The sequence below is a fragment of the Actinomyces israelii genome (genome assembly GCF_030253495.1).
Classification (GTDB): domain Bacteria; phylum Actinomycetota; class Actinomycetes; order Actinomycetales; family Actinomycetaceae; genus Actinomyces; species Actinomyces israelii.
The window spans coordinates 1,659,401-1,682,631 of the sequence record NZ_CP124548.1 but is presented as its reverse complement, the minus strand read 5'-3'; the positions used below and the strand labels follow the sequence as shown (position 1 = coordinate 1,682,631).

Sequence of the window (23,231 nt, the reverse complement as noted above, 5' to 3'; positions counted from 1 at the left end):
GGCCCCGGCGTCAGCCCTCGGCCTCCCTGAGCTCTGAGACGAGGGTCTCATGGATCGCCGCCAGAGCGGCAGCGCGTTCCTCCAGCGGCGCGTCGCCGGCCCGCCGGAGCCTGTCGGCGGTGTCGGCGAGCCGGCCCGCGCGCACGCCGGCCGGCGGCGGGGCCGGAACGGGGCGGGTCTCGCCGGGGTCCTGGTGCGCCATGGCGGTTGTCGCGACGGCCGGGCTCAGGCCCGCACGCGAAGGTCGGGGATGCTCGGCGCCGGGTCCTCGCCGTGCCGGTCCAGGTGCTCCCAGACGGCGCAGGCCAGGGCGCGATAGCCGTCAAGACTGATCTCGGTCTCCTTCCCGGTCAGGGAGTCCCGGCCGTCCAGGACGGCGACGCCGGCGCGAACGCGGCAGCGCGCCGCGCCCACCACCCACGCGCTCCCCTCCTCGTCCACCTCGCGCACCGGGGCCGGGTGGGGCTCCAGCAGGCCGCGCAGGTCGGTGTGGAGGTAGGCGGGCCGCTCCTCGGGGCGGGCCAGGACGACGTCGCGCGCCGTGCTGACGCCGGTCAGGACATGCAGCCCGGGGATGCCGGCGGCGCGGGCGCCGACATGGTCGGTGTTGAGCCGGTCCCCCACGGCCAGCGGCCTGGAGCCGCCGGCGCGGGCGAGGGCCCGCTCGTAGATCCCGGGGAAGGGCTTGCCGCCCGCCAGGGGCTCGCGGCCGGAGGCGTTGGCGACGGCCGCCACGAGGCTGCCGTTGCCCAGGGCGAAGCCGCGCTCGGTCGGCAGGGTGGCGTCGAGGTTGGTGGCCACGTGGATGGCGCCATCCGTAATGGCGTACAGGCCCTCGGACATCATCTCCCAGTCCACGGCCGGGTCCCAGCCCTGCACGACGGCGGCGGGCCGGTCATCGGCGGAGGCGACGACCTCGAAGCCCTCGGCGGCGAGGGCCTCACGCAGGCCGTCGCCGCCGACGACGAGCACGGGCGATCCGGCGGGAACGTGCTCGCCCAGCAGCGCGGCGGCGTCCATGGCGGCCGAGAAGATCTCACCGGCGGCGGCCTGGATGTCGTTGCGGGCGAGCTTGTCGACGACGGTCTGCGGCGCCCGGGAGGCGTTGTTGGTCACGAAGGACAGCCGCATGCCGCCGGCGCGGGCGCCGTTGACGCCGTCGGCGGCGTGCTCGACCCGGGCGTCGCCGGCGAAGCACACGCCGTCGAGGTCCAGGAGGGCGACGTCATAGGTCTGCGCGAGGGGCAGCTCGCTGCCCAGGAGCGCGGCCCCCCGCGCGGGTGCCGATGCGGTCATATCAGGCCTCCTGGTCCTCGGGCTCGTCGGCGTCCGAGGACGCGGCACCCGTTGTGTCCGACGGCTCGGCCGCGTCAGAGGTGTCTGATTCTGCCGGGACGGACTGCTCCTGGTTGTAGTCGTCCTCGATATCGTAGACCTCGACGTCGTCCTCGGGCTCGTCCCGAGGGCCCTGCCCGATGCGCTCACGGACCGCCGCCGCCTCGGCCGCCCGGCCGAGGTCCTCCAGCCGGTCGGCGCGCACCGAGTGGAGACGGCGGAGCGTCTCACGGTCACCGCGGAACATCATGATGGCCTCCTCGATGACGACCAGCCCGAGATCATCCTGGCCCATCTCGTGACGCACGCCCGAGACGACCATGGCCAGCTCCGCCTCCTCCAGATCGTCGAGCTGGTCGGGGTCGGCCCCCTTGGCGACCTTGAGGGCCTGCTGGTGACGGCCCAGGCCGCGCTCGCAGTCGGCCTCGATGGCGCGGTGCATGTCCAGGCCGGACAGGCGCCGCGCCGCCCGGATCTCGCGGAGCGCGTCGGCGTAGTGCCCGGCCAGGTAGGCGGCGATACCGGCCGACTCGCGCACGACGGCGATCCGGCCCGCGTGCGAGGCCGCGTAGCGGGCGTGCTGGTAGGCGCGCTCGGGATCGGTGTCGAGCAGGCGCTGAACCATTACGAGATGACGCGAGACGTTCTCCGCGTTGGCGCGGCCCAGGGCGCGCAGCTCGCGGCGGGCGGACGCCTCAAGATCTGTGGCCTGGACGTTCTCGGGCACCGAGGGCTCGCAGACGCGCGCCCGCTGCGGGGGACGTGAGCCGCGCCGGTCGCCGTCTCGGCGTCCGCGCCCCGGGGACCGGTCCATGCGGTCGCCCCGGTAGGAGGACCGGCCACCGCCCCGCCCGGCCTGCCTGGAGGCGTCGCCGTGCCCACCGTCCCTCCGCTCGTCGTCCCAGCTGGATGAGCGGCCGCCGCCCCGGAAGAATCTGCGTTGATCGCCATTGTCGCCCCTGCCGCGACCATCACGACTGTCGTGACGCTGGTCGCGCTGCCGTTCATCACGCGAGTAGCCTCGACCGGAAGCGTCCCGGTCGGATGAGGAGCCGCGGCCGCGGTAGGAGCCGGAGTCAGAACGCCGCCCGTCATAATGGTCGTAGGCGTCGTAGGCGGAGTGCCGGCGGTCGCCATCCTGGCGCCGCCGGAAGCCGTGACGATCCCCGGACCGATCCGAACGGGTGCTGCTGGAGCGCCACTGGTCGTTGCGCCTGTCCTGGGTCATGGTGCCTTAATTCCTCAGCTGGCGGCCCTGATCGCGGGTGAGCCTGGGTGTGGATCGTCCCCCCGTCGCCCTCGGTCTGACCGGGGGCGACGGGGGGGACTTTGGTGTGGTCTCGGCGGTGTCCTGCTCTTCCGCGTCTGGTTGGGCGCAGTACCATTGGCGCTGGGGGTCTTAGCTTCCGGGTTCGGGATGGGTCCGGGCGTGTCCTCCCCGCTGTGGCCGCCGAGGGGTCTGTGGTGGGGTGCGTGTCGTGGTTGTCGTGGTGTGGTTGTTGTCGTGTGGTTGTGGTGGTTGTTGTGGTGTGGTTGTGGTGGTTGGTGGGTTGTGGTGGGTGGGTTGGTTGTGGGCCGTATAGTGGACGCGGTGTGTTTCCCTGGTGTTTGGTCCCCTCCCTTGTGTTTGTGGGTCTTGGCCCGTGGGTGGGGGGTGTGGGTGTGTTTGTGTTGGCCTGTTAGTACCAGTCGGCTGCGCCCGTTGCCGGGTGTTCACGTCTGGCCTATCGACCCAGTGGTGTTCTGGGGGCCTTCCAGGAGGTGTGCTCCTGTGGAGACCTGGTCTTGAAGGTGGTTTCCCGCTTAGATGCTTTCAGCGGTTATCCTTGTCCGAACGTGGCCAACCAGTGGTGCCCCTGGCGGGACAGCTGGCGCACTAGAGGTTCGTCCGTCCTGGTCCTCTCGTACTGGGGACGGGTCTTCTCAAGTCTCCTGCGCGCGCAGAGGATAGGGACCGAACTGTCTCACGACGTTCTAAACCCAGCTCGCGTGCCGCTTTGATGGGCGAACAGCCCAACCCTTGGGACCTGCTCCAGCCCCAGGATGCGACGAGCCGACATCGAGGTGCCAAACCATGCCGTCGATATGGACTCTTGGGCAGGATCAGCCTGTTATCCCCGGGGTACCTTTTATCCGTTGAGCGACGGCCCGCCCGCGCGGGGCCGCCGGATCACTAGCTCCTGCTTTCGCACCTGCCCGACCTGTCGGTCTCGCAGTCAAGCCCCCTTGTGCGCTTGCACTCGCCACCTGGTTGCCGACCAGGCTGAGGGGACCTTTGAGCGCCTCCGTTACTCTTTGGGAGGCAACCGCCCCAGTTAAACTACCCGCCAGGCACTGTCCCTGGCCCGGGTCACGGGCCGAGGTTCAGGCGCACGCCACGGCCGGAGTGGTATCTCAACAACGACTCCGCCGCCGCTGGCGCGGCGGCATCACGGTCTCCCACCTATCCTGCACGGGCCGTGGCGGACGCCAATACCAAGCTGTAGTGAAGGTCCCGGGGTCTTTCCGTCCTTCTGCGCGTAACGAGCATCTTTACTCGTAGTGCAATTTCGCCGAGCCCGTGGTGGAGACAGCGGGGAAGTCGTTACGCCATTCGTGCAGGTCGGAACTTACCCGACAAGGAATTTCGCTACCTTAGGATGGTTATAGTTACCACCGCCGTTTACTGGGGCTTGAACTCACCCCTTCGCCCCGTGAAGGGGGCTGAGGGATCCTCTTGACCTTCCAGCACCGGGCAGGCGTCAGTCCGTATACATCGCCTTGCGGCTTCGCACGGACCTGTGTTTTTAGTAAACAGTCGCTCCCCCCTGCTCTCTGCGGCCCTTCCCCCCAGCCCGCGCGGGGCCTCAGGGGTCGGGCCCCCCTTCTCCCGAAGTTACGGGGGCAATTTGCCGAGTTCCTTCACCACGGTTCGCTCGCCCGCCTAGGCATACTCTGCCGGACCACCTGTGTCGGTCTGGGGTACGGGCGGCCCGCACCATCGCGTCGAGGCTTTTCTCGGCACCTCAGGATCACCCTGCTGTCCCCCGCCGCGCCGCGGCGGGGTCACCATCACGCCTCGCCCCCGCCCCCCCGGTAGGGGGGGCAGGCCCCCGGATTTGCCTGGGGGCCGGGCTGCGCGCTTGAACGGGCCAAGCCATCAGGCCCGCCGGGCTACCACTGTGCGTCACCCCTGTTAACACGCTTGCCTACCAGCACGGAGGACCCCCAGACCACCCGCCACAGGCCCCCGGGGACGCCCGAAGGCGACCCGCGGACCGTCTCGTGGCCGGCGGCGTGGGTTAGCACCCGCGCGTCAGCATGGTCGGTACAAGGCCGGTACGGGAATATCAACCCGTCATCCATCGACTACGCCTGTCGGCCTCGCCTTAGGTCCCGACTCACCCAGGGAGGACGAACCTGCCCCTGGAACCCTTGGTCTCTCGGCGCCGGGGACTCCCACCCCGGTCTCGCTACTCATGCCTGCATCCTCGCTCCCGCACCGTCCACCCGCGGGTCACCCCCGGGCTTCACCCAGCGCAGGACGCTCCCCTACCACCCGCCCCCGCACCTGAGCAGGGGGGCGGGTCCGCGGCTTCGGCGGCGCGCTTGAGCCCCGCTGAATTGTCGGCGCACGACCACTCGACCAGTGAGCTATTACGCACTCTTTCAAGGATGGCTGCTTCTAAGCCAACCTCCTGGCTGTCACCGCAGCCGCACATCCTTTCCCACTTAGCGCACGCTTAGGGGCCTTAGCCGACGGTCCGGGCTGTTTCCCTCTCGACCACGAAGCTTATCCCCCGCGGTCTCACTGCCACGCTCCACCCGCACGGCATTCGGAGTTTGGCTGACCCCGGTAACCCTCACGGGCCCCTCAGCCACCCAGTAGCTCTACCTCCGCCGGGAAGCACGCGACGCTGCACCAAAATGCATTTCGGGGAGAACCAGCTATCACGGAGTCTGATTGGCCTTTCACCCCTACCCACAGGCTCATCCCCCCGGTTTTCAACCCAGGTGGGTTCGGTCCTCCACGCGCTCTTACACGCGCCTCAACCTGGCCATGGGTAGATCACCCCGCTTCGGGTCCGCACCACGCAACTCCACCGCCCTGTTCGGACTCGCTCTCGCTACGGCTCCCCCACACGGGTTAACCTCGCCACGCAGCACGACTCGCAGGCTCATTCTTCAATAGGCACGCCACCACCCCACCACCCCCCGGCGGCGCACAGCCGCAGCACAAGGAGGACGGCAGGGCCCTGACGGCTCGCAGGCGCCCGGTTTCAGGTACTCTTTCACTCCCCTCCCGGGGTACTTTTCACCATTCCCTCACGGTACTCATCCGCTATCGGTCACCAGGAGGTATTCAGGCAGCCAAGCGGTCTTGGCAGACTCACACAGGATTCCACGAGCCCCGTGCTACCACGGGAACACGCCCACACGCCACCAGCCAGGTTCCGCCTACAGGGCTCTCACCCGCTACGGCCCGCCGTCCCAGACGGTTCAGCTACCCAGCCAGCACAACGCCCCCCACCACGGCGGCAGCAGGAAACAGGCACGCCCCAACAACCCCGCCGCCGCAACCCCCGCCGGGTCTCGCACGACAACGGTTTAGCCATCATCCGCTTTCGCTCGCCACTACTCACGGAATATCCTCTCCTACGGGTACTGAGATGTTTCACTTCCCCGCGTAACCCCCCGCACCCTACACAAATCAGGCACGAGTGACGCGGCACGACCCGCGCCGGGTCCCCCCATTCGGACACCCTCGGATCACAGCCCGCCAGCCGGCTCCCCGAGGCTTATCGCAGGCCACCACGTCCTTCATCGGCCCCTGATGCCAAGGCATCCACCGAACGCCCAAAAAACAAGCACAACCCAACAAAACACACAAAGAACAAAGATACTCGCGTCCACTATACAGATCACAACCAACCCGCCCACACCAGCCAGCCACCACCCACCCACCACCCACCCCAGGGGCCCCCACCAGCCACAAAGCCGGCAGGAACCACAACAGGCAGACAGCAGCAGGCAACCAGCCAGCCACGACAGAGCCACCAACGGGACGCACCGCCCCAGAACCCGACAGCGCACCCCCACCAGCCCCCCGCCCCCACCAGCACACGCACGCACGCACGCACCAGCAGACAGCCACAGGCAACCAGCAGACACCCCGCACACCACAGCAGCCACACACACAGCGCAGCACACACCACAGCACACAGGACGCGTCCCCCGCACCACAGCCAACCCACCAGGAACCACCCAGCACACACCAAGCAGCCCCCGCAACCAGCAGACAGACCCCACACCCCCCACCCCACCAGCAGCCGGCCGGCACACGCCAGCACACACCCGGCAGGACAGGAGGCAGCCAGCCCAGCAGCCTCCCCAAAAGCTCCCTAAAAGCTCCCTAAAGGCTCCCTAGAAAGGAGGTGATCCAGCCGCACCTTCCGGTACGGCTACCTTGTTACGACTTCGTCCCAATCACCAGCCCCACCTTCGACCGCTCCCCACAGGGCCACGGGCTTCGGGTGTCGCCGGCTTTCATGACGTGACGGGCGGTGTGTACAAGGCCCGAGAACGTATTCACCGCAGCACTGCTGATCTGCGATTACTAGCGACTCCAGCTTCACGGTGTCGAGTTGCAGACACCGATCCGAACTGAGACCGGCTTTAAGGGATTCGCTCCGCCTCACGACATCGCAACCCACTGTACCGGCCATTGTAGCATGCGTGAAGCCCAGGACATAAGGGGCATGATGATTTGACGTCGTCCCCACCCTCCTCCGAGTTAACCCCGGCAGTCTCCCGCGAGTCCCCGCCACAACACGCTGGCAACACGGGACAGGGGTTGCGCTCGTTGCGGGACTTAACCCAACATCTCACGACACGAGCTGACGACAACCATGCACCACCTGTGAACCGGCCCAAAAAGGGAGGCCCCCGTCTCCAGGAGCAGCCGGCCCATGTCAAGCCCTGGTAAGGTTCTTCGCGTTGCATCGAATTAATCCGCATGCTCCGCCGCTTGTGCGGGCCCCCGTCAATTCCTTTGAGTTTTAGCCTTGCGGCCGTACTCCCCAGGCGGGGCACTTAAAGCGTTAGCTACGGCGCGGAGGACCCGGAAAGACCCCCCACACCTAGTGCCCAACGTTTACAGCATGGACTACCAGGGTATCTAATCCTGTTCGCTCCCCACGCTTTCGCTCCTCAGCGTCAGTAACGGCCCAGAGACCCGCCTTCGCCACCGGTGTTCCTCCTGATATCTGCGCATTCCACCGCTACACCAGGAGTTCCAGCCTCCCCTACCGCACTCAAGCCAGCCCGTACCCACCGCACGCCCCCAGCTGAGCCAGAGGATTTCACGGCAGACGCGACCAGCCGCCTACAAGCCCTTTACGCCCAATAATTCCGGACAACGCTCGCGCCCTACGTATTACCGCGGCTGCTGGCACGTAGTTAGCCGGCGCTTCATAACCCGGCTACCGTCAGCCCCACCACAAAGAACAGGACCTTCTTCACCGGCGAAAGAGGTTCACAACCCGAAGGCCTCCATCCCTCACGCGACGTCGCTGCATCAGGCTTCCGCCCATTGTGCAATACCCCCCACTGCTGCCTCCCGCAGGAGTCTGGGCCGTATCTCAGTCCCAGTGTGACCGCCCACCCTCTCAGGCCGGCTACCCGTCAAAGCCTTGGCAGGCCATCACCCCACCAACAAGCTGATAGGCCGCGAGCCCATCCCCCACCAAAACACCACAAAAGTGAATCTTTCCCAGCCACACCATGCGGCACAGCCAGAACACCCCGTATTAGCCACCCTTTCAAGCGGTTATCCAGAAGTGAGGGGCAGGTTACTCACGTGTTACTCACCCGTTCGCCACTGACCCACCCCGCAAAAAACAAGGCAGACCCGTTCGACTTGCATGTGTTAAGCACGCCGCCAGCGTTCGTCCTGAGCCAGGATCAAACTCTCCAAAAAAAAACAAACAAACCAAAAAACAACAACCAGCCACAACCACCACCACACACCACCCCACACAGGACAGCACACAGCAGCAACCACAACCAGAAAACAAAACCACCAGACAAAACAAGCCCACCCACCAAAAAGCAGGCAAACCATGGCACAAAAAACAAGCACACTATCGAGATCTCAAACAACACACCCACAAGGGGTCGAAACGGAACCTACTTCCGATTCGAGTCCCCAAGGCGACCGGAGTAGTCTATTCGGACCCATTTCCCTCAGTCAAATCGAAATCTCGTGATCCCGATCTCCCGAGGGTTCCGGCCCGCGACCAGTCGTCGGACCGCTCCAGGGGCGCCGTCCGCGCCTCGCGGCGCATCAGGCAGCGAGGTGCACTCTAGTCACCATGAGCACCACCAGTCAACACGCTGATCCGTGATGCGCGACACGCGGCCTCGGCACCGGCGCGCCCGACAGGAGCCGAGGCCCCCCGCCGCACTCGCACTACTGCCCGGCGAACTTGCGCACGGCCTTGCCGACGGCGCTGGCGACCCGGTTGTCGAAGGCTCCGGGGATGATGTACACGGGCCGGATCTCCTCGTCGTCGATGACGCCGGCGATGCCGGTGGCCGCGGCGCGCAGCAGATCGACCGAGATGTTGGTGATGCCCGTGTCGAGCAGGCCGCGGAACAGCCCCGGGAAGGCCAGCACATTGTTGATCTGGTTGGGGAAGTCGCTGCGGCCGGTGGCCACGACGGCGGCGTAGCTCGCCGCCCCGATCGGATCGACCTCGGGCGTCGGGTTGGCCATGGCGAAGACGATGGCGCCCTCGTTCATGACCCCCAGGTCCGCCGGCTCCAGGAGGTTGCCGGAGGAGACTCCGATGAGCACGTCGGCTCCCACCAGCCCCTCCTTGAGGCTGCCGGTGACATGGCGCGGGTTCGTGTTCTCCGCCAGCCACTTGCGGTGCTCGTTCATCCCCTCGGTGTTCGCGCCGTCGAGAGCACCGCTGCGGCCGTACCCGACGATGTCAGTGGCGCCGTGGGCCATGAGCAGCTTGGCGATGGCGCTGCCGGCGGCGCCCACGCCCGACAGGACGATGCGCACGTCCTCGATCCTCTTGCCGACCACCTTCAGGGCGTTGATGAGGGCGGCGAGGGTGACGATCGCGGTGCCGTGCTGGTCGTCGTGGAAGACCGGGATGTCGAGCTCCTCGCGCAGGCGCGCCTCGATGTCGAAGCACTTGGGGGCGGCGATGTCCTCGAGGTTGATGCCCCCGTAGGCCGGGGCGATCGCCTTGACGATGGAGATGATCTCCTCGGGGTCCTTGGTGTCCAGGGCGACCGGCCAGGCGTCGACGTCGCCGAACTGCTTGAACAGGACGGCCTTGCCCTCCATGACCGGCATGGCCGCCGACGGGCCGATGTCGCCCAGGCCGAGGACCGCCGTGCCGTCGGTCACGACGGCGACCGTGTTCTTCTTGATGGTCAGCTGGCGGGCGCGCTCGGGGTGGTCGTAGATCGCCTTGCACACGCGGGCGACGCCCGGGGTGTACACGCGCGCGAGATCGCGCCGGTTGTGGATGGGGTACTTCGAGGCGGTCGCGATCTTGCCGCCGACGTGGGCGAGGAAGGTGGAGTCGCCGACGTTGCGGACGACGACGCCGTCGATCGCCCCGAGGGCCCTGACGAGCTCGGCGCGGTGCTTGGAGTCCCGCGTGTCCGCGGTCAGGTCGACGATGAGGGTGTCGCCCTCGGTGTCGGCGACGTCGACGCCGTTGACGATCGCGCCGGTCGCCGAGGCGGTGTCGACAAGGGTGGTGACCGCCTTCTGCGAGGCGGGGACCTCCAGGTGCAGGGCGACGGTGTAGCTGGGGCTGGGCTGAGCCATGTATGTGTTCCTTCGGGAGAACGGAGACCGGCCGGCGGACCGAGCGCGAGTCGAGTCGGTACTAGACGGGGAGACTGTATCGCCGGTGCGCCGAAGGGCGCTCCCGCGATGACCGCTCCGTGAGACGGGGCGTGAGGCCGGTGCGTCTCGTGCGGGAGACGCACCGGCCTCACGGCGGCGACCGGTCTTGACGGGCTAGCGGGCCACGCGCTCCATGACGAGCTCGCGCACGCGCCTGGCGTCGGCCTGACCGCGAGTGGCCCTCATGACCGCCCCCACGATCGCGCCGGCGGCCTTGACCTTGCCGCCCCGGATCTTCGCGGCGACGTCGGGCTGGGCGGCCAGGGCCTCGTCGACGGCGGACAGCAGGGCCGTCTCGTCGGAGACGACCTCGAGCCCGCGGGCCTCGACGACATCGCTCGGATCTCCCTCGCCCGCCAGGACGCCCGCGAGCACCTGGCGGGCCAGCTTGTCGGTCAGCCGTCCGGCGTCGACCAGGCCCTGCAGCTCGGCGACCTGCTCCGGGGAGACCGGCAGGTCCTCGAGGGGGACCTCACGGTCCTTGGCGGCCCGGGCGAGCTCGCCCATCCACCACTTGCGGGCGGCCTGGCCGCTCGCACCGGCCAGGGCGGTGGCCTCGATGAGCTCGAGCGCGCCGGCGTTGACGACGTCGCGCATCTCGTCGTCGGCCAGAGCCCACTCCTCCTTGAGCCGCCGCCGCTTGGCGGCGGGCATCTCCGGCAGGCGGGCGCGGATCTCCTCGACCCACTGGCGGCTGGGCGCCACGGGGACGAGGTCCGGCTCGGGGAAGTAGCGGTAGTCGTCGGCGTCGGACTTGACGCGCCCGGGGCGGGTGGTGCCGTCGGCCTGGCCGTGGCGGGTCTCCTGCTGGACGGTGCCGCCGGCGGCCAGGATCGCGGCCTGACGCCGGATCTCGTAGCGGACGACCGACTCGATGCCCCGGAAGGTGTTGACGTTCTTGGTCTCCGTGCGGGTGCCCAGCGGCGCGTGCGCGGACTCGCGCAGGGAGACGTTGACGTCGGCACGCACATTGCCGCGCTCCATGCGCGCCTCGGAGACGCCCAGGGCCCGGAAGATGTCGCGCAGGGTGCGCACGTAGGCGGCGGCCACCTGCGGGGCCCGCTCCCCCGCGCCCTCGATGGGCCGGGTGACGATCTCCACCAGCGGCACCCCGGCGCGGTTGTAGTCGACCAGGGAGTGGCTGGCGCCCTCGATACGGCCGTCAGCACCGCCGACGTGCGTGTTCTTCCCGGCGTCCTCCTCCATGTGGGCCCGCTCAATGGGCACGGTGAAGAAGGTGCCGTCCTCCAGCTCGATCTCCAGCGCACCGTCGAAGGCGATGGGCTCGTCGGACTGGGAGGTCTGGAAGTCCTTGGACAGATCCGGGTAGAAGTAGTTCTTGCGGGCGAACCGGCAGGACTCGGCGATCTGGCATCCCAGCGCCAGGCCGATGCGGATCGCGTACTCCACGCCCCTGCCGTTGACCACCGGCAGGGCGCCGGGGAGGCCCACGCTCGTGGGGGTGACCATGGTGTTGGGCCGGGCGCCGAAGACGTTGGGGGCGGCGTCGAACATCTTGGTCGCGGTGCCGAGCTCGACGTGCACCTCCAGCCCCAGGACGGGGTCGTAGCGGCGCACGGCCTCGTCATAGTCCATCAGCGCATCCGTCAGCGTATCGCTCATGTCACTTCACCTCCAGGTCGGGGGCCCGGTCGAGCAGGTGCCCGCCCCAGCCCTCCTCCAGTGCGGCCTCGAGCACCGCGCCCACGCGGTAGAGGCGGTCGTCGGCGCGCTGCGGCGCCAGGACCTGGAAGCCGACGGGCAGGCCGTCATCGCTCAGGCCCGAGGGCAGGCTCATGGCCGGCAGCCCGGCGAGGTTCGCCGGGATGGTGGTCACGTCCAGCTTGTACATGGCCAGCGGGTCGTCCTTCTCGCCGAAGCGGTAGGCCGTCACCGGCGCCGTGGGCGAGACCAGCACGTCCGCCCGCTCCCAGGCGGCGTCGAAGTCGCGCTGGATGAGGGTACGCACCTTCTGGGCGGACCCGTAGTAGGCGTCGTAGTAGCCGGCGCTCAGCACGTGCGTGCCCAGGATGATGCGCCGCTTGACCTCATCGCCGAAGCCCGCCCCGCGGGTGGCGGCCATGACGGTCTCGGCGGTGACCGGGCCCTCGGCGGGCTCCACGCGCAGGCCGTAGCGCATACCGTCGTAGCGGGCCAGGTTGGAGGAGGCCTCGGCGGGCATGATGAGGTAGTAGGCGTCCAGCGCGTACTCCAGGTGCGGCAGGGAGACGGTCTCGACGACGGCTCCCGCGCCCTCCAGCTCCGCCAGCGCGGCGTGGAAGGAGCCGACGACGCCGTCGTGGTACCCCTCGCCGCCGTCGAGCTCGGCGATGACGCCCACCCGCAGGCCGGTCAGGTCCCGCCGCTGCCGCGCGGCCCGCACGACGGCGGCCATGCCGCGCGGCGCGTCGGCAAGGCTCGTGGAGTCCAGCGGGTCGTGGGAGGCGATGACATCGTGGAGCAGGGCCGCGTCCAGGACCGTGCGGGCCATGGGGCCGGGGGTGTCCAGGGAGGAGGCCATGGCGATGACGCCGAAGCGCGAGACCATCCCGTAGGTGGGCTTGACGCCGACGGTGCCGGTGACGGCGGCGGGCTGACGGATGGAGCCGCCGGTGTCGGTGCCCACGGCCACGGGGGCCTCGAAGGCTCCGACGGCGGCCGCCGAGCCGCCCGAGGAGCCCCCGGGGATGCGCCCCAGGTCCCACGGGTTGGCGGTGCGGCCGAAGGCGGAGTGCTCGGTGGAGCCGCCCATGGCGAACTCGTCCAGGTTGGTCTTGCCCAGGATCGGCAGGCGGGCCGAGCGCAGGTTGGCCACCAGCGTGGCGTCGTAGGGCGGCACCCAGCCGGCGAGGATCCGCGAGGCCGCGGTGGTGACCTGGCCACGGGTGACGATGAGGTCCTTGACGGCCACGGGCACGCCGGTCAACTCGCCCACCCGCCGGCCCGAGCGGCGCGCCTCGTCGGCGGCCCCGGCGTCGGCCAGCGCCCTGGCCGCGTCGATGTCGAGGAAGGCGTGCACGGCGCCGTCGACGGCGGCGACGCGGTCCAGGTGGGCCCGGGTCAGCTCGCGGGAGGTGACCTCTCCGGCGGCGAGAGCGGCGGCCTGCTCGGCGGCCGTGGAGCGGAGGAGGGCATCGACGGTCATGAGGCCGAGTCCTCCCCCAGGATCCGGGGAACGAGGAACATGGAGTCCTCGGCCTGCGGCGCGCCGGCGAGCAGCTCATCGACGTCGAGCGTCGGGCCGGGCACGTCCGCGCGCAGCACATTGGTCAGGGGCACCGGGTGGGATGTCGCCGGCAGGTCGGGCGTGACCACGCTGGTGACGCGGGCGAAGGCGGAGGCGACGGCGTCCAGCTCACCGGCCAGGCGCACAACCTCCTCGTCGCTCAGCGCCACCCGCGCGAGCGCCGCGACACGGGCGACCTCGTCGGAGGAGATGGCAGACATGGGGCGAGTCTATCCAGGCCGCCGACCCGGTTCGGACGCCCGGCGCGCAGGTCTCGCCCCGGGCGCGTCGGACCGGGGGCACCGGATCCCCGAGGGGCCCGCGCTCAGGGCGTCTGCGCGTGCAGAACACCGCATTTCCAGGGACCATGCACGATGTCACATGACATGGACAGGACGCCCCGTTGACATTCCAACCACCGACCGCTGTTATGGACTCTGAAGCTCTCCCAGACCGAATGGGAGCACGACAGGGCAGCGGCATGCGCGCTGCTTGAGGACAAGGACCAATGCCTACGGAAGAGTTCACCCCCGGCTCTCGACCGGCGGTCGAGGAGGCACGGCCTTCGGGCGGTGCGCCCGAGCCAGAGGACAGCAGTACGCCCGCTGCGGAGACTCCCTGCAGCGCAACGACCGACGAGTTCCCTGCTGGCTCCCCCGAATCCGCTGACCCTCCCGACACCGCCGACACCCCTGAGGCCGCATCTGCGACCGGTGCTGACCCCGACGCGAGCCCCGCCTCCGAGCCGGCCCCCGCCACACCGGACTCCGCGGACGGCGGTACCGGAGCCGGCCGGGGCGAGGCCACCGCGGCCGCACCCACGTTCATGGCGCCCGCTGAGGGGGCCGGCGCCGCATCCGATACCGGGCTCTCAGGGCTCTCAGGGCTGCCCGACTCGGTCCCGCCGGGCGGTTTCCGAGCCTCCAGCCCGGCGGACCCGGCCCCTGCCGGCGGGTTCGCCGCCTCCGAGCCCGCCCCCGGCGCCTCCACCCCGCTCCCGGCGGCCGACTTCGAGGCCTCCGCACCCGCGAACCTGGCTTCCGTCGTCACCCCGGCCCCCGTCGCCCCGGTCCATGCCGGGCGCCGTCGCCTGTGGCCCATATGGGCCGCGGCGGCCGCCCTGCTACTGATGTGCGTCGGCGTGGGCGGCTACGCCTACGCCGCCCACTACAACGGCATCGCCGTACCGGGGACGACGGTCGCGGGAATCGACGTCGCCGGGATGGGCCGCGACGAGATCGTCAACGCCATCAACGACAAGGCCGCGAACGCCACTGTCGCCATCAGCGGGGACACGACCGCCACGGCCTCCCTGGCCGATCTGGGCACCGCCGTCGACGCGGAGGCGACCGCCGACGCCGCGCTGGCCCGCGGGGCGAGCGTACCGGGCCGCTTCGGAGCCCTGTTCTCCGGCGAGAAGATCGACGTGGTCACCACCACCGACGACTCCGTCGCCGCGGCCTATGCCACCTCCCTCATCCCGTCGGATCAGGCGGTCGCCCGCAACGCCGGCATTGTGCTCGACGAGGAGGGCACCGAGTTCCGGGTCACGCCGGGCGAGGAGGGAACCAGTGTTGACACGGAGGCCCTGAAGGCCGCGGCCGCCACCGCCGCAGCCTCGCTGTCACCGTCCTCCGTCACGGTCACCTACGAGACGAAGTCGCCGGCCGTCTCCGACGCCGACGCCCAGAGCGTGGCCGACCAGGCCAACGGATGGATCTCGCAGGACGTCACCGTCACCGCTCCCGCAGGCAAGGCCGGCGTCGCCGGCGAGTCCACCACCGTCGAGGAGTCCACCTACACCGCCGAGGACACCGCGAAGGCCTCCTGGATCACCGTGACCACGAGCGAGTCCGAGGCGCCGACCATCGGGGTGGACAGCGGCAGGGTCTCCGAGTGGGTCGCCGCCCAGGTCAAGGACGTCAACGAGGAGCCCGTCACCGGCAAGCGCAACGTCAACTCGCAGGGCAAGGAGGTGGCCGTCAGCGTCGAGGCGGTCGACGGCCGCGAGGTCACCAACGCCGATGCGATCAGCGACGCCATCGTGCAGGCGCTCTCCAGCGGGAAGCCGTACTCCGGCACCTTCGAGACCAAGGAGATCAAGGCGACCTGGGAGGAGCGCAAGATCGCCGCCGGTGCGGAGAACCTGGCCTACCAGGCCACCGACGGCGAGAAGTGGATCGACATCAACCTGTCGAACAAGACCGTCACCGCCTATGAGGGCGCCACTGTCGTCCACGGGCCCGTCAGCGTGGTCGACGGCGCGGCCGCCACCCCGACGGTCACCGGCACCTACCACGTCTACCTCCAGTACGAGAGCCAGACAATGCGCGGCGAGAACGCCGACGGCTCGAACTACGTGACCGAGGGCGTGCCGTGGATCACATACTTCTACCAGGGATACGCCCTCCACGGAGCCCCGTGGCGAAGCAGCTTCGGCTACTCCGCCTCGCACGGCTGCCTCAACATGCCGGTCGGGGAGGCCCAGTGGTTCTTCAACTGGGCCGAGGTCGGCACGACGGTCGCCAGCCACTACTGATATCACTGATATCCCCGCTGCCTCCGCCCCGACCGGGGACCATTCCGCGGCAGGAGGTGGCCGGCCGCCCACTGGATCGTGGGCGGCCGGCCACCTCCTGCCGCTGTCAGCGGGTTCTCAGGGGCTCACGGCGTCGGGGCCCTCGGCCAGGAGCCGCTCGAAGGCCTCCTCATCCAGGATCCTCAGGCCCAGCTCGCGGGCCCGGGCCTCCTTCGAGCCGGCGTTCTCGCCGACGACCACGAAGCTCGTCCGCTTCGACACGCTCCCGGCGGCCCTGCCCCCGCGCGAGACGATCGCCTCCTTGGCGCCGTCGCGCGTGAAGCGCTCCAGGGTGCCGGTGACGACGACGGTCAGGCCCGCCAGGGTCCGCGCGGGCCCGACATCCCGGGCGGTCCCGTCGGCGGTGCGCACCCCCGCGGCCGCCCAGCGGTCCAGGATCTCCTGGTGCCAGTCGACGTCGAGCCACTCGGTCCATGAGGCGGCGATGGTCGGCCCGACGCCGTCGACCTGGGACAGCTCCTCTACTCCCGCCTCGCGCAGCGCCCTCAGCGAGCCGAAGCGTCCGGCCAGCGCGCGGGCCGCCGTCGGCCCCACGTGCCGCACCGACAGCGCCACCAGGACCCGCCACAGGGGACGCGACCTCGCGGCGGCCAGCTGGGAGAGCATCGCAGTGGCGTTCTTGCCCGCGGCAGTCGGCTTCCTGACGCCCCCGTCCCTGTCGTAGCCCTGCTTGGACCAGAAGAAACGGGCCAGGCGCCAGTCGCCCGTGGGGGCTCCGCGCCGGGCGACCGGCCGGTAGACCATCACCTCGCGCAGATCATCGACTCTCAGGTCGAACAGGCCCGCCTCGCCGGTCAGCACCGGAGCCTGCTCTCCGATGCCCGCCTCCTCCAGGACCCGGCGCGCCGCGTCAATCCGCTCCGAGGGCGGCAGTACCTCGAGCTCGGCCCGGGGGATGCGCAGCCCGCCCCTCTCGGTGTCCAGGGTGCGCCCGGCGGCCAGGGCCGCCAGGGCGTCCTCGCGCCCGGCGTCGGGGTGGGTCAGGGCCGCCGCGGCCTCGTCGCCCAGGCCCTCGACGTCGAGAGCGCCGCGTGAGCCGATATGGGCCACGCGCCCGGTGAGCTGGGCCGGGCAGGAGCGGGTGTTGGGGCAGCGCAGGTCGACGTCGCCCTCCTTGGCCGGGGCGAGCGGGGTGCCGCACGAGGGGCACCGCCCGGGCATGGTGAAGTCGCGCTCGGTGCCGTCGCGCGCCTCCGTCACCGGTCCGACGATCTCGGGGATGACGTCCCCGGCCTTGCGCAGCACGACGAGGTCGCCGATGCGCACGCCCTTGCGCGTCACCTCGGCGGAGTTGTGCAGGGTGGCGCGCGCGACCGTCGACCCGGCCACGAGCACCGGCTCCATGATCCCGAAAGGCGTGACCCGGCCCGTGCGCCCGACCTGGACGTCGATGTCGAGCAGGCGCGTGTGGACCTCCTCGGGCGGGTACTTGTAGGCGGCCGCCCATCTCGGCACGCGGGAGGTGTGCCCGAGCTCGGCCTGCAGCGACCGCGAGTCGAGCTTGAAGACGATGCCGTCGATCTCGTGGATGAGGTCGTGGCGGTGGTCGGCGTAGCGGGCGATGTAGGCCTCCCGCTCGGCGCGCCCGCGCACGACCGCGTTGTAGGGGGACACGGGCAGGCCCCAGCGGGCGAGCAGGTCGTACCACTCGTGCTGCTCCCCCGGCAGCTCCTCCCCCGGCACCGGGACGATGGCGCCGATGCCGTGGGTGATCATGGCCAGGGGCCGCGCGGCCGTCACCGCGGGGTTCTTCTGGCGCAGCGAGCCGGCCGCGGCGTTGCGGGGGTTGGCGAAGACCTGCAGCAGGGGGCGCCCCCGGGCCTCGCGCTCGACGTTCTCGGTGCGGCGGGCCTCGTTGAAGGCGCTGAAGGCCTCGACGGGGAAGTAGACCTCGCCGCGGACCTCCAGCAGCGCCGGGTGGGAGTCCCCGGCCAGGACCAGGGGCACCGAGCCGATGGTGCGCACGTTGCCGGTGACGTCCTCGCCGATGGTGCCGTCCCCGCGGGTCGCGGCCCGGGTGAGCGCCCCGTGCTCGTAGGTCAGCGCCACGGCCAGGCCGTCGATCTTGACCTCGGCGGTCATGGGCAGCTCGTCGTCGGGGACCTCGGTGGTCGCGACGATGCGCTCGACCCACTTCTCGACCTCGGCGAGGCTGAAGACGTCCCGCAGGGAGTAGAGGTGCTCGTGGTGGCGGACCTCGGCGAAGTCCGTGGAGGCGCGCCCGCCGACCGTCCGCGTGGGAGAGCCGGGCAGGGCCAGTGCCGGGTGGGCGGCCTCGAGGGCCTCCAGCTCGCGGTAGAGGGCGTCGTACTCGGCGTCGGACCAGGGGCTCTGGGCGTCGACGGCGACGTAGTAGGCGTCGCGGGCGCGCTCGATGTCGCGCACGAGCTCGCTCCAGCGCAGGCGGGCCGCGGCGGGAACGGAGGTGAGGTCGGAGGCGTCGTCGGGCGCTGGTGAGGCGGGGGCGTCAGTCATGAGCACATCCTTCCTCATCCCGGGCGGGCGCGGACCACGCGTCCCGGCAGCGGGCCGCTCAGGGAGGCGGCGCCGGCGTGGTGCGCTCCACCGGCGTCCAGGCGAGCCCGGGCCGGGCCAGGCGAAGCAGACCCGTGGCGGCTCCGCCGTCGCACAGCCCCGGGTCGAGCCAGGCGTCCACGGCGTCGTCGGGCAGGACGACTGGCTCGCGGGGGTGCAGCCAGGCCAGGTCTGGCCCGGCGTCACGGGTGAGAATGGCCAGAGTCAGCAGCCAGGAGCCGTGCAGCGCCGGCCCCTGGCGCACGGGCCTGTCCGGCCGCTCGGGCACGCGCCACCACGAGCACAGGCCCGCGAGCGCGAGCAGTCCGCCGTCGGCGCGGCGCACGGCGTAGGACTGCCTCGCGGCGCGCGCCGCGGCGGGGGCGGAGGGGGTGCGCCGCTCGTACCAGCACGAGGCGGGCACGACGGCGCGGAAGGAGCGCATGGCGTCGCGGAAGGTCGGCTTGGTCGCAGCCGTCTCGGAGCGTGCGTTGAAGGCGCGGAAGCCGGCGGCGGGGTCGGTGGCCCAGGGCGGCAGGAGCCCCCAGCGCGCCGCGTGCACCCGGCGGGGGCGGGCGGGCGGGCCGGGGGCGCCGGCCTCCCCGTCCCGAGCCGGACGGCGGATGACGACGGCGACGTCCGCGCCCGGCGCGATGCTGCGGGAGGGCCCCAGGCCGACGGCCTCGGGCGCGACGGTGGCGGCGAGGGCCTCGGCGATGGCCGTCGTGGCGCTGAAGGATCCGTAGCGTCCGCACACGGGGCCAGCCTGGCACACCGCCTCCAGTCCCGCGACTGCGGCCTCGGGCCGCAGCCCGAGCGATCTCGAGGCTGAAGCGGACCGATCTCGGCGAGGGGCCGGGGCGCGGGGCTCCACAGCCGGGGCTCGCGCGGGGACGGGGGCGCCCGTCCACACCCCCGGTGCGCGCGCCGCGCCGACTGCGCCACCCTCGTGCCATGCCTTCGCCCTCCCCCGCCGGCCCCGCCCCCGGCACGCTGCACGACCCGCCCGCCGAGGCGCCGCACGCGGGCGCCCGGGCGGCCCGGGAGGCGCTGTCGCGGCCCTGGCACCTGGCCGTGCTCACGGGGCCGGACGCGGGACTCGTCCTGCCGGTGCCGGCCGAGGGCACGGTCGGGCGAGGCGAGGTGATGACCGACCCCGCCGTCTCCCGCCGCCACCTGCTGCTGGGCACCACCGCGAAGTCCGTGACCGTGGCCGACGCCGGGTCGGTCAACGGCACCCACGTGCGTCGCGGCCTCTGGTGGCGGAGCCTGGGCCGGCGACGGGCGCGCTGCCGGGCGGGCGCGCTCGTCCTGGTGGGCGACACCCTGCTGGAGGTGCGGCGCCGCCCCCACGACCTCACGGTTCCCGCGCCCGCCGGGCGCTCCCGGCGCCGCTGGGTGCGGGCGGCCGTGGTGGCGGCCGCGCTCATGCTCGTCGTCGTGGCGGCCGTCGCCATGCGCGCCACCGGGCGGGGTGCCTACGGGCTGCTGGCGGTAGCCCCCATGGTGCTCATGGCCGTCATGCGGCTGGGCTCCCCGGCCCCTGGGGGCGAGCGTGGTCGCCGCCGCCCCGCCGGCGCCGGCTGGTGCGGGCGAGACCCGGACCCGCCCTCCATGCTGCTGTCCCTGGCGGTGCGCGCCGACGAGCAGGCGGCCGCCGCCGCGCAGGACGGCCCGCGCACTGCCTGGCTCGCCCGCCGCAGGCGCGCCGACCTGCTCGAGCTGGCCGCCGGCCAGCGCACGGCGCTGACCGGTCCGTCCTCGCGGGCGGCGGTGCGGTGGTGGATCGCGCAGATCGCGGCCCGGGGACGGGCGCACGTGGCCGCCACCGACCAGGGCTATCGGCTGACCTGGGGGCGTGAGGCGGCCGCGTGCCGTGCCGAGCTGCTGGCCGCCCCCGGGGCCCCGCCGGGAAGAGCCCGCACCGTGCGCGCGGCGCCGTCGGGCGCCCCGCTCCTGGGCGAGCGGTGGTGGGAGGCGGCGGGCGAGCTCATGGGCCTCGGCTCCTCGCGCGCCTCCGCCGAGGTCGCGGCGCCCGACGAGGTCGCCCTGGAGGAGGTCACCGGGCCCGTGGATCGCGACGGTATCGGGGCGCGCTGGCGCCTCCAGGTCTCCCGCGGCGGCTCCGGCGCCCTGCCGGCGGTGCTCGGGGTCCGCGGCGGGCGGGAGGTGACGGCCGACCTGGTGGGTGACGGCCCTCATGCGCTCATGGCGGGGACGACCGGCTCGGGCAAGTCCGAGCTGCTGACCTCCTGGCTGCTCCAGCTCGCCCTCGGCCTGCCGCCCTCGCGCCTGGCCCTGATCCTGGTGGACTACAAGGGCGGGGCCGCCTTCGGGCCGCTGGCCCGCCTGCCGCACACCGCCGGGGTGCTCACCGACCTCGACCCGGCGGCGACCGCGCGGGCGCTGGCCTCCCTGGAGGCCGAGGTGCGGCGCCGCGAGCGCCTTCTGGCCGAGGCGGGGGCGAAGGACGTCAGGGCCGTGAGTCCCGCCCAGGCGCCGCCCCGGCTCGTGGTGGCGGTCGACGAGTTCGCCACGCTGGCGACCCAGCACCCCGATGTCCTGGACTGCCTCGTGCGGGTGGCCGCCCAGGGGCGCAGCCTGGGAATCCACCTGGTGCTGGCCACCCAGCGGCCCGCGGGCGCGGTCTCGCCGGCCATCCGCGCCAACACGACGCTGCGCGTGTGCCTGCGCGTGCTCGACGTCGGTGACTCCCGGGACGTCCTGGGGCACGACGGCGCCGCCGCCCTCGCCCCGCACCCCGGGCGGGTCCTGGTCACGGGCGCGGGATCCGCCGACGCGGGCGGGCCGGCTCAGGCGCCCTGGTGCGGGTCCGAGGCCCACCTGGGGGCGCTCGTGGCCGAGGTGCGCGCCGCCGCCCGCACCTCCTCCCCGCCGTGGCGCCCCTGGGCTCCGCCGCTGCCGACGTCGCTGGGCGCGCAGGAGGCCGTGGCTCTCGGTCCCGCCACGGGCCCGGCAGACGGCCTGGTCCTGGCGGCCACGGACCACCCGCAGGAGCAGCGGCTGGGCCACTGGCGGTGGTCCGCGGACCAGCCCCTGGCCGTGCTCGGCTCGCCGGGATCGGGGCGCACGACGGCGGCGCTGGCGGCCGCGACCTCCGCCCTGGAGTCGGGCCTGGCCGTCTCGCTGTGCCTGGCGGGGGCCGCGCCCCCGCAGCTGGCGGCGGTTCCCGGCACCGGCCTGGGCACCGTCGTCGGGCCGGAGGACCCGCGGCGCCTGACGCGGCTGTGGTCGCTGGCCGCCGCCGGGGAGCTGGCCGGAGAGCTGGTCGTCGTCGACGACGCGGACGCGATGGCCGCCGCCGTTGACGAGGTGCTGGGCCCGGGCGAGGGGCAGGGCCTGCTCGAGCTGATGGTGCGCACGGCCCCGGCGACGGGCACGGGCCTGGTGGTGACCGCTCCGCTGGCCATGGCCGGCGCGAGGTGGGCGGCCCGGATCGGGCTGCGCCTGGTGCTGGGGGCGCCGCAGCCGGCCCAGGCGGCGGTGGCGGGCCTGCCGCGCGGGGTGGTGACGGGCTCGGGGGCGGGACGCGGCGTCATTGTCGACGGCGCCGCCGACGCGGATCGGGCCCTGGCCGTCCAGGTGATCGTGCCGCGGGCGCCCCGCAGGGCCCCGGGGCGCCCGGCGCACCGGCTGGCCGCGATCCCCCGCACGGTGCCGCCCGGCCCGGGGACGTGGGCGGTGGGCGGGGACGGCGCCCTGCCGCTGCCGGTGCCCCGCGGGTGCGTGCTCGTGGTGGGGCCTCCGGGCTCGGGCCGCACGACCGCCCTGCGCGCCCTGCAACGGTGCCGGCACGAGGCGCCGGAGGAGCTCCTGGTGGTCGACGACCTCGACATGGCCGAGGCGGCCGTGCACGTCGGGGTCGAGGAGGCCCTGCGGGCCGGGCGCTCGGTCCTGGCCTCGGCGAGCACCGAGCGCACCGTGGCGACCTACCGGGGGCCGCTGGCGACCCTGCGCGAGCGCGGCGACCTGGTCGTGCTGTGGCCCGCCCTGGGGCCCGCGTCGCAGGTGGCGGGGCGCTCCCTGCGGCCGGTGACCGACCCCCGTGCGCTGACGCTGCCGGGCCGGGGGGCCCTGGTCTCCAGGGCGAGCGCAGTCCCTCTTCAGGTCGCCGGCGACGCGGGGGCGGCTGCGGGCTGAGTCCCGGGCCGTGTCGTGAGCGCGAGGCGCCCGGGACCGAATACTCCCAGCTGTGAGCATAATGACATGCCGTCGACGCACCTCTCACCGCTGAACTCTTGCCAGGCCCCCGCACGCGTGTGAAAGTTTTCCAAGGAAGCGACGACCTGTTGCTCATTTCCGAGCACGGCTCGGACAGGCGGGCACGGGGCGGCCGCACTACGTACCCCCGAAGGGAGCCCTCATGGACTGGCGCAGCCAGGCAGCATGTCTCACCGTTGACCCGGAGCTCTTCTTCCCCGTCGGCAACACCGGCCCGGCCATCGCCCAGATCGCCGAGGCGAAGGAGGTGTGCGCCCGCTGCGAGGTCGTCGACACCTGTCTGAAGTGGGCCCTGGAGAACGGCCAGGACGCCGGCGTGTGGGGCGGCATGAGCGAGGACGAGCGCCGCTCCCTCAAGCGCCGGGCGGCTCGCGCCCGCCGCTCCTCCTGACGCCCCG

11 protein-coding genes, 3 rRNA genes and 1 pseudogene are annotated in these 23,231 nt (G+C 71.7%); 3 read left to right on the top strand and 12 right to left on the bottom strand.

Features of this window, described 5'->3' with window-relative positions; all coding sequences use genetic code 11:
* Positions 1–10: 10 nt before the first annotated feature.
* The 10 genes and pseudogenes from AIF0345_RS06875 to gatC all read right to left on the bottom strand — a co-directional run bounded on the left by AIF0345_RS06875 (position 11) and on the right by gatC (position 13,699).
* Entirely contained in the window at positions 11–202 is a 192-nt protein-coding gene (locus AIF0345_RS06875; protein WP_285297747.1) for a hypothetical protein, read from the bottom strand.
* 23 nt (positions 203–225) lie between these two features.
* Positions 226–1,296, bottom strand: a complete 1,071-nt coding sequence (locus AIF0345_RS06870) for an HAD-IIA family hydrolase (protein WP_043559314.1) — start codon at positions 1,294–1,296, stop codon at positions 226–228.
* 19 nt (positions 1,297–1,315) lie between these two features.
* Positions 1,316–1,960, bottom strand: a pseudogene (locus tag AIF0345_RS06865) (hypothetical protein); the annotation flags it as partial.
* A gap of 713 nt (positions 1,961–2,673) precedes the next feature.
* Positions 2,674–2,790 (bottom strand): 5S ribosomal RNA (gene rrf / locus AIF0345_RS06860).
* A gap of 204 nt (positions 2,791–2,994) precedes the next feature.
* Positions 2,995–6,187: ribosomal RNA gene (locus AIF0345_RS06855) — 23S ribosomal RNA — on the bottom strand.
* A gap of 555 nt (positions 6,188–6,742) precedes the next feature.
* Positions 6,743–8,293 (bottom strand): 16S ribosomal RNA (locus AIF0345_RS06850).
* The 16S, 23S and 5S rRNA genes sit together here, the layout of an rRNA operon.
* A gap of 492 nt (positions 8,294–8,785) precedes the next feature.
* Positions 8,786–10,171: an NAD-dependent malic enzyme gene (locus AIF0345_RS06845; RefSeq protein WP_285297745.1), complete on the bottom strand. Its 1,386-nt coding sequence runs from the start codon at positions 10,169–10,171 to the stop codon at positions 8,786–8,788.
* 195 nt (positions 10,172–10,366) lie between these two features.
* On the bottom strand, positions 10,367–11,875 hold the full coding sequence (gene gatB, locus AIF0345_RS06840) for an Asp-tRNA(Asn)/Glu-tRNA(Gln) amidotransferase subunit GatB (RefSeq protein WP_404975986.1): 1,509 nt from the start codon (positions 11,873–11,875) through the stop codon (positions 10,367–10,369).
* Position 11,876: 1 nt separating this feature from the next.
* A complete protein-coding gene (gene gatA, locus AIF0345_RS06835; RefSeq protein WP_285297743.1) occupies positions 11,877–13,397 on the bottom strand; it encodes an Asp-tRNA(Asn)/Glu-tRNA(Gln) amidotransferase subunit GatA in 1,521 nt (506 codons plus the stop codon).
* Positions 13,394–13,699, bottom strand: a complete 306-nt coding sequence (gene gatC / locus AIF0345_RS06830; protein WP_043564857.1) for an Asp-tRNA(Asn)/Glu-tRNA(Gln) amidotransferase subunit GatC — start codon at positions 13,697–13,699, stop codon at positions 13,394–13,396. The genes gatA and gatC overlap by 4 nt, the downstream gene beginning before the upstream one ends.
* 605 nt (positions 13,700–14,304) lie before the next feature.
* On the opposite strand from gatC, the gene AIF0345_RS06825 reads away from it, so the two are divergent.
* Positions 14,305–16,017: a L,D-transpeptidase gene (locus AIF0345_RS06825; protein ID WP_285297742.1), complete on the top strand. Its 1,713-nt coding sequence runs from the start codon at positions 14,305–14,307 to the stop codon at positions 16,015–16,017.
* Positions 16,018–16,134: 117 nt separating this feature from the next.
* Here AIF0345_RS06825 and ligA read toward each other — a convergent pair whose 3' ends face one another.
* Entirely contained in the window at positions 16,135–18,552 is a 2,418-nt protein-coding gene (gene ligA, locus AIF0345_RS06820) for an NAD-dependent DNA ligase LigA (RefSeq protein WP_285297741.1), read from the bottom strand.
* Positions 18,553–18,610: 58 nt separating this feature from the next.
* Complete coding sequence (locus AIF0345_RS06815) at positions 18,611–19,348, bottom strand: SOS response-associated peptidase (RefSeq protein ID WP_052375330.1); 738 nt, start codon at positions 19,346–19,348, stop codon at positions 18,611–18,613.
* Positions 19,349–19,545: 197 nt separating this feature from the next.
* Here AIF0345_RS06815 and AIF0345_RS06810 point away from each other — a divergent pair, with 197 nt between their 5' ends.
* Positions 19,546–22,752 carry an FtsK/SpoIIIE domain-containing protein gene (locus AIF0345_RS06810; protein WP_268917855.1) on the top strand — a complete coding sequence of 1,069 codons (3,207 nt, stop codon included), beginning with the start codon at positions 19,546–19,548 and terminating at the stop codon, positions 22,750–22,752.
* 223 nt (positions 22,753–22,975) lie between these two features.
* Positions 22,976–23,224 (top strand): WhiB family transcriptional regulator, encoded by a 249-nt coding sequence (locus AIF0345_RS06805; RefSeq protein WP_008729815.1) that lies wholly within the window; start codon positions 22,976–22,978, stop codon positions 23,222–23,224.
* The last annotated feature ends 7 nt before the right edge of the window (positions 23,225–23,231 follow it).

Bases quoted from the DNA above. Each gene is read 5' to 3' on its own strand.
- AIF0345_RS06875 (WP_285297747.1), bottom strand. From the start codon at position 202: ATGGCGCACCAGGACCCCGGCGAGACCCGCCCCGTTCCGGCCCCGCCG.
- AIF0345_RS06870 (WP_043559314.1), bottom strand. From the start codon at position 1,296: ATGACCGCATCGGCACCCGCGCGGGGGGCCGCGCTCCTGGGCAGCGAG.
- AIF0345_RS06845 (WP_285297745.1), bottom strand. From the start codon at position 10,171: ATGGCTCAGCCCAGCCCCAGCTACACCGTCGCCCTGCACCTGGAGGTC.
- gatB (WP_404975986.1), bottom strand. From the start codon at position 11,875: ATGAGCGATACGCTGACGGATGCGCTGATGGACTATGACGAGGCCGTG.
- gatA (WP_285297743.1), bottom strand. From the start codon at position 13,397: ATGACCGTCGATGCCCTCCTCCGCTCCACGGCCGCCGAGCAGGCCGCC.
- gatC (WP_043564857.1), bottom strand. From the start codon at position 13,699: ATGTCTGCCATCTCCTCCGACGAGGTCGCCCGTGTCGCGGCGCTCGCG.
- AIF0345_RS06825 (WP_285297742.1), top strand. From the start codon at position 14,305: ATGGCGCCCGCTGAGGGGGCCGGCGCCGCATCCGATACCGGGCTCTCA.
- ligA (WP_285297741.1), bottom strand. From the start codon at position 18,552: ATGACTGACGCCCCCGCCTCACCAGCGCCCGACGACGCCTCCGACCTC.
- AIF0345_RS06810 (WP_268917855.1), top strand. From the start codon at position 19,546: ATGCCTTCGCCCTCCCCCGCCGGCCCCGCCCCCGGCACGCTGCACGAC.
- AIF0345_RS06805 (WP_008729815.1), top strand. From the start codon at position 22,976: ATGGACTGGCGCAGCCAGGCAGCATGTCTCACCGTTGACCCGGAGCTC.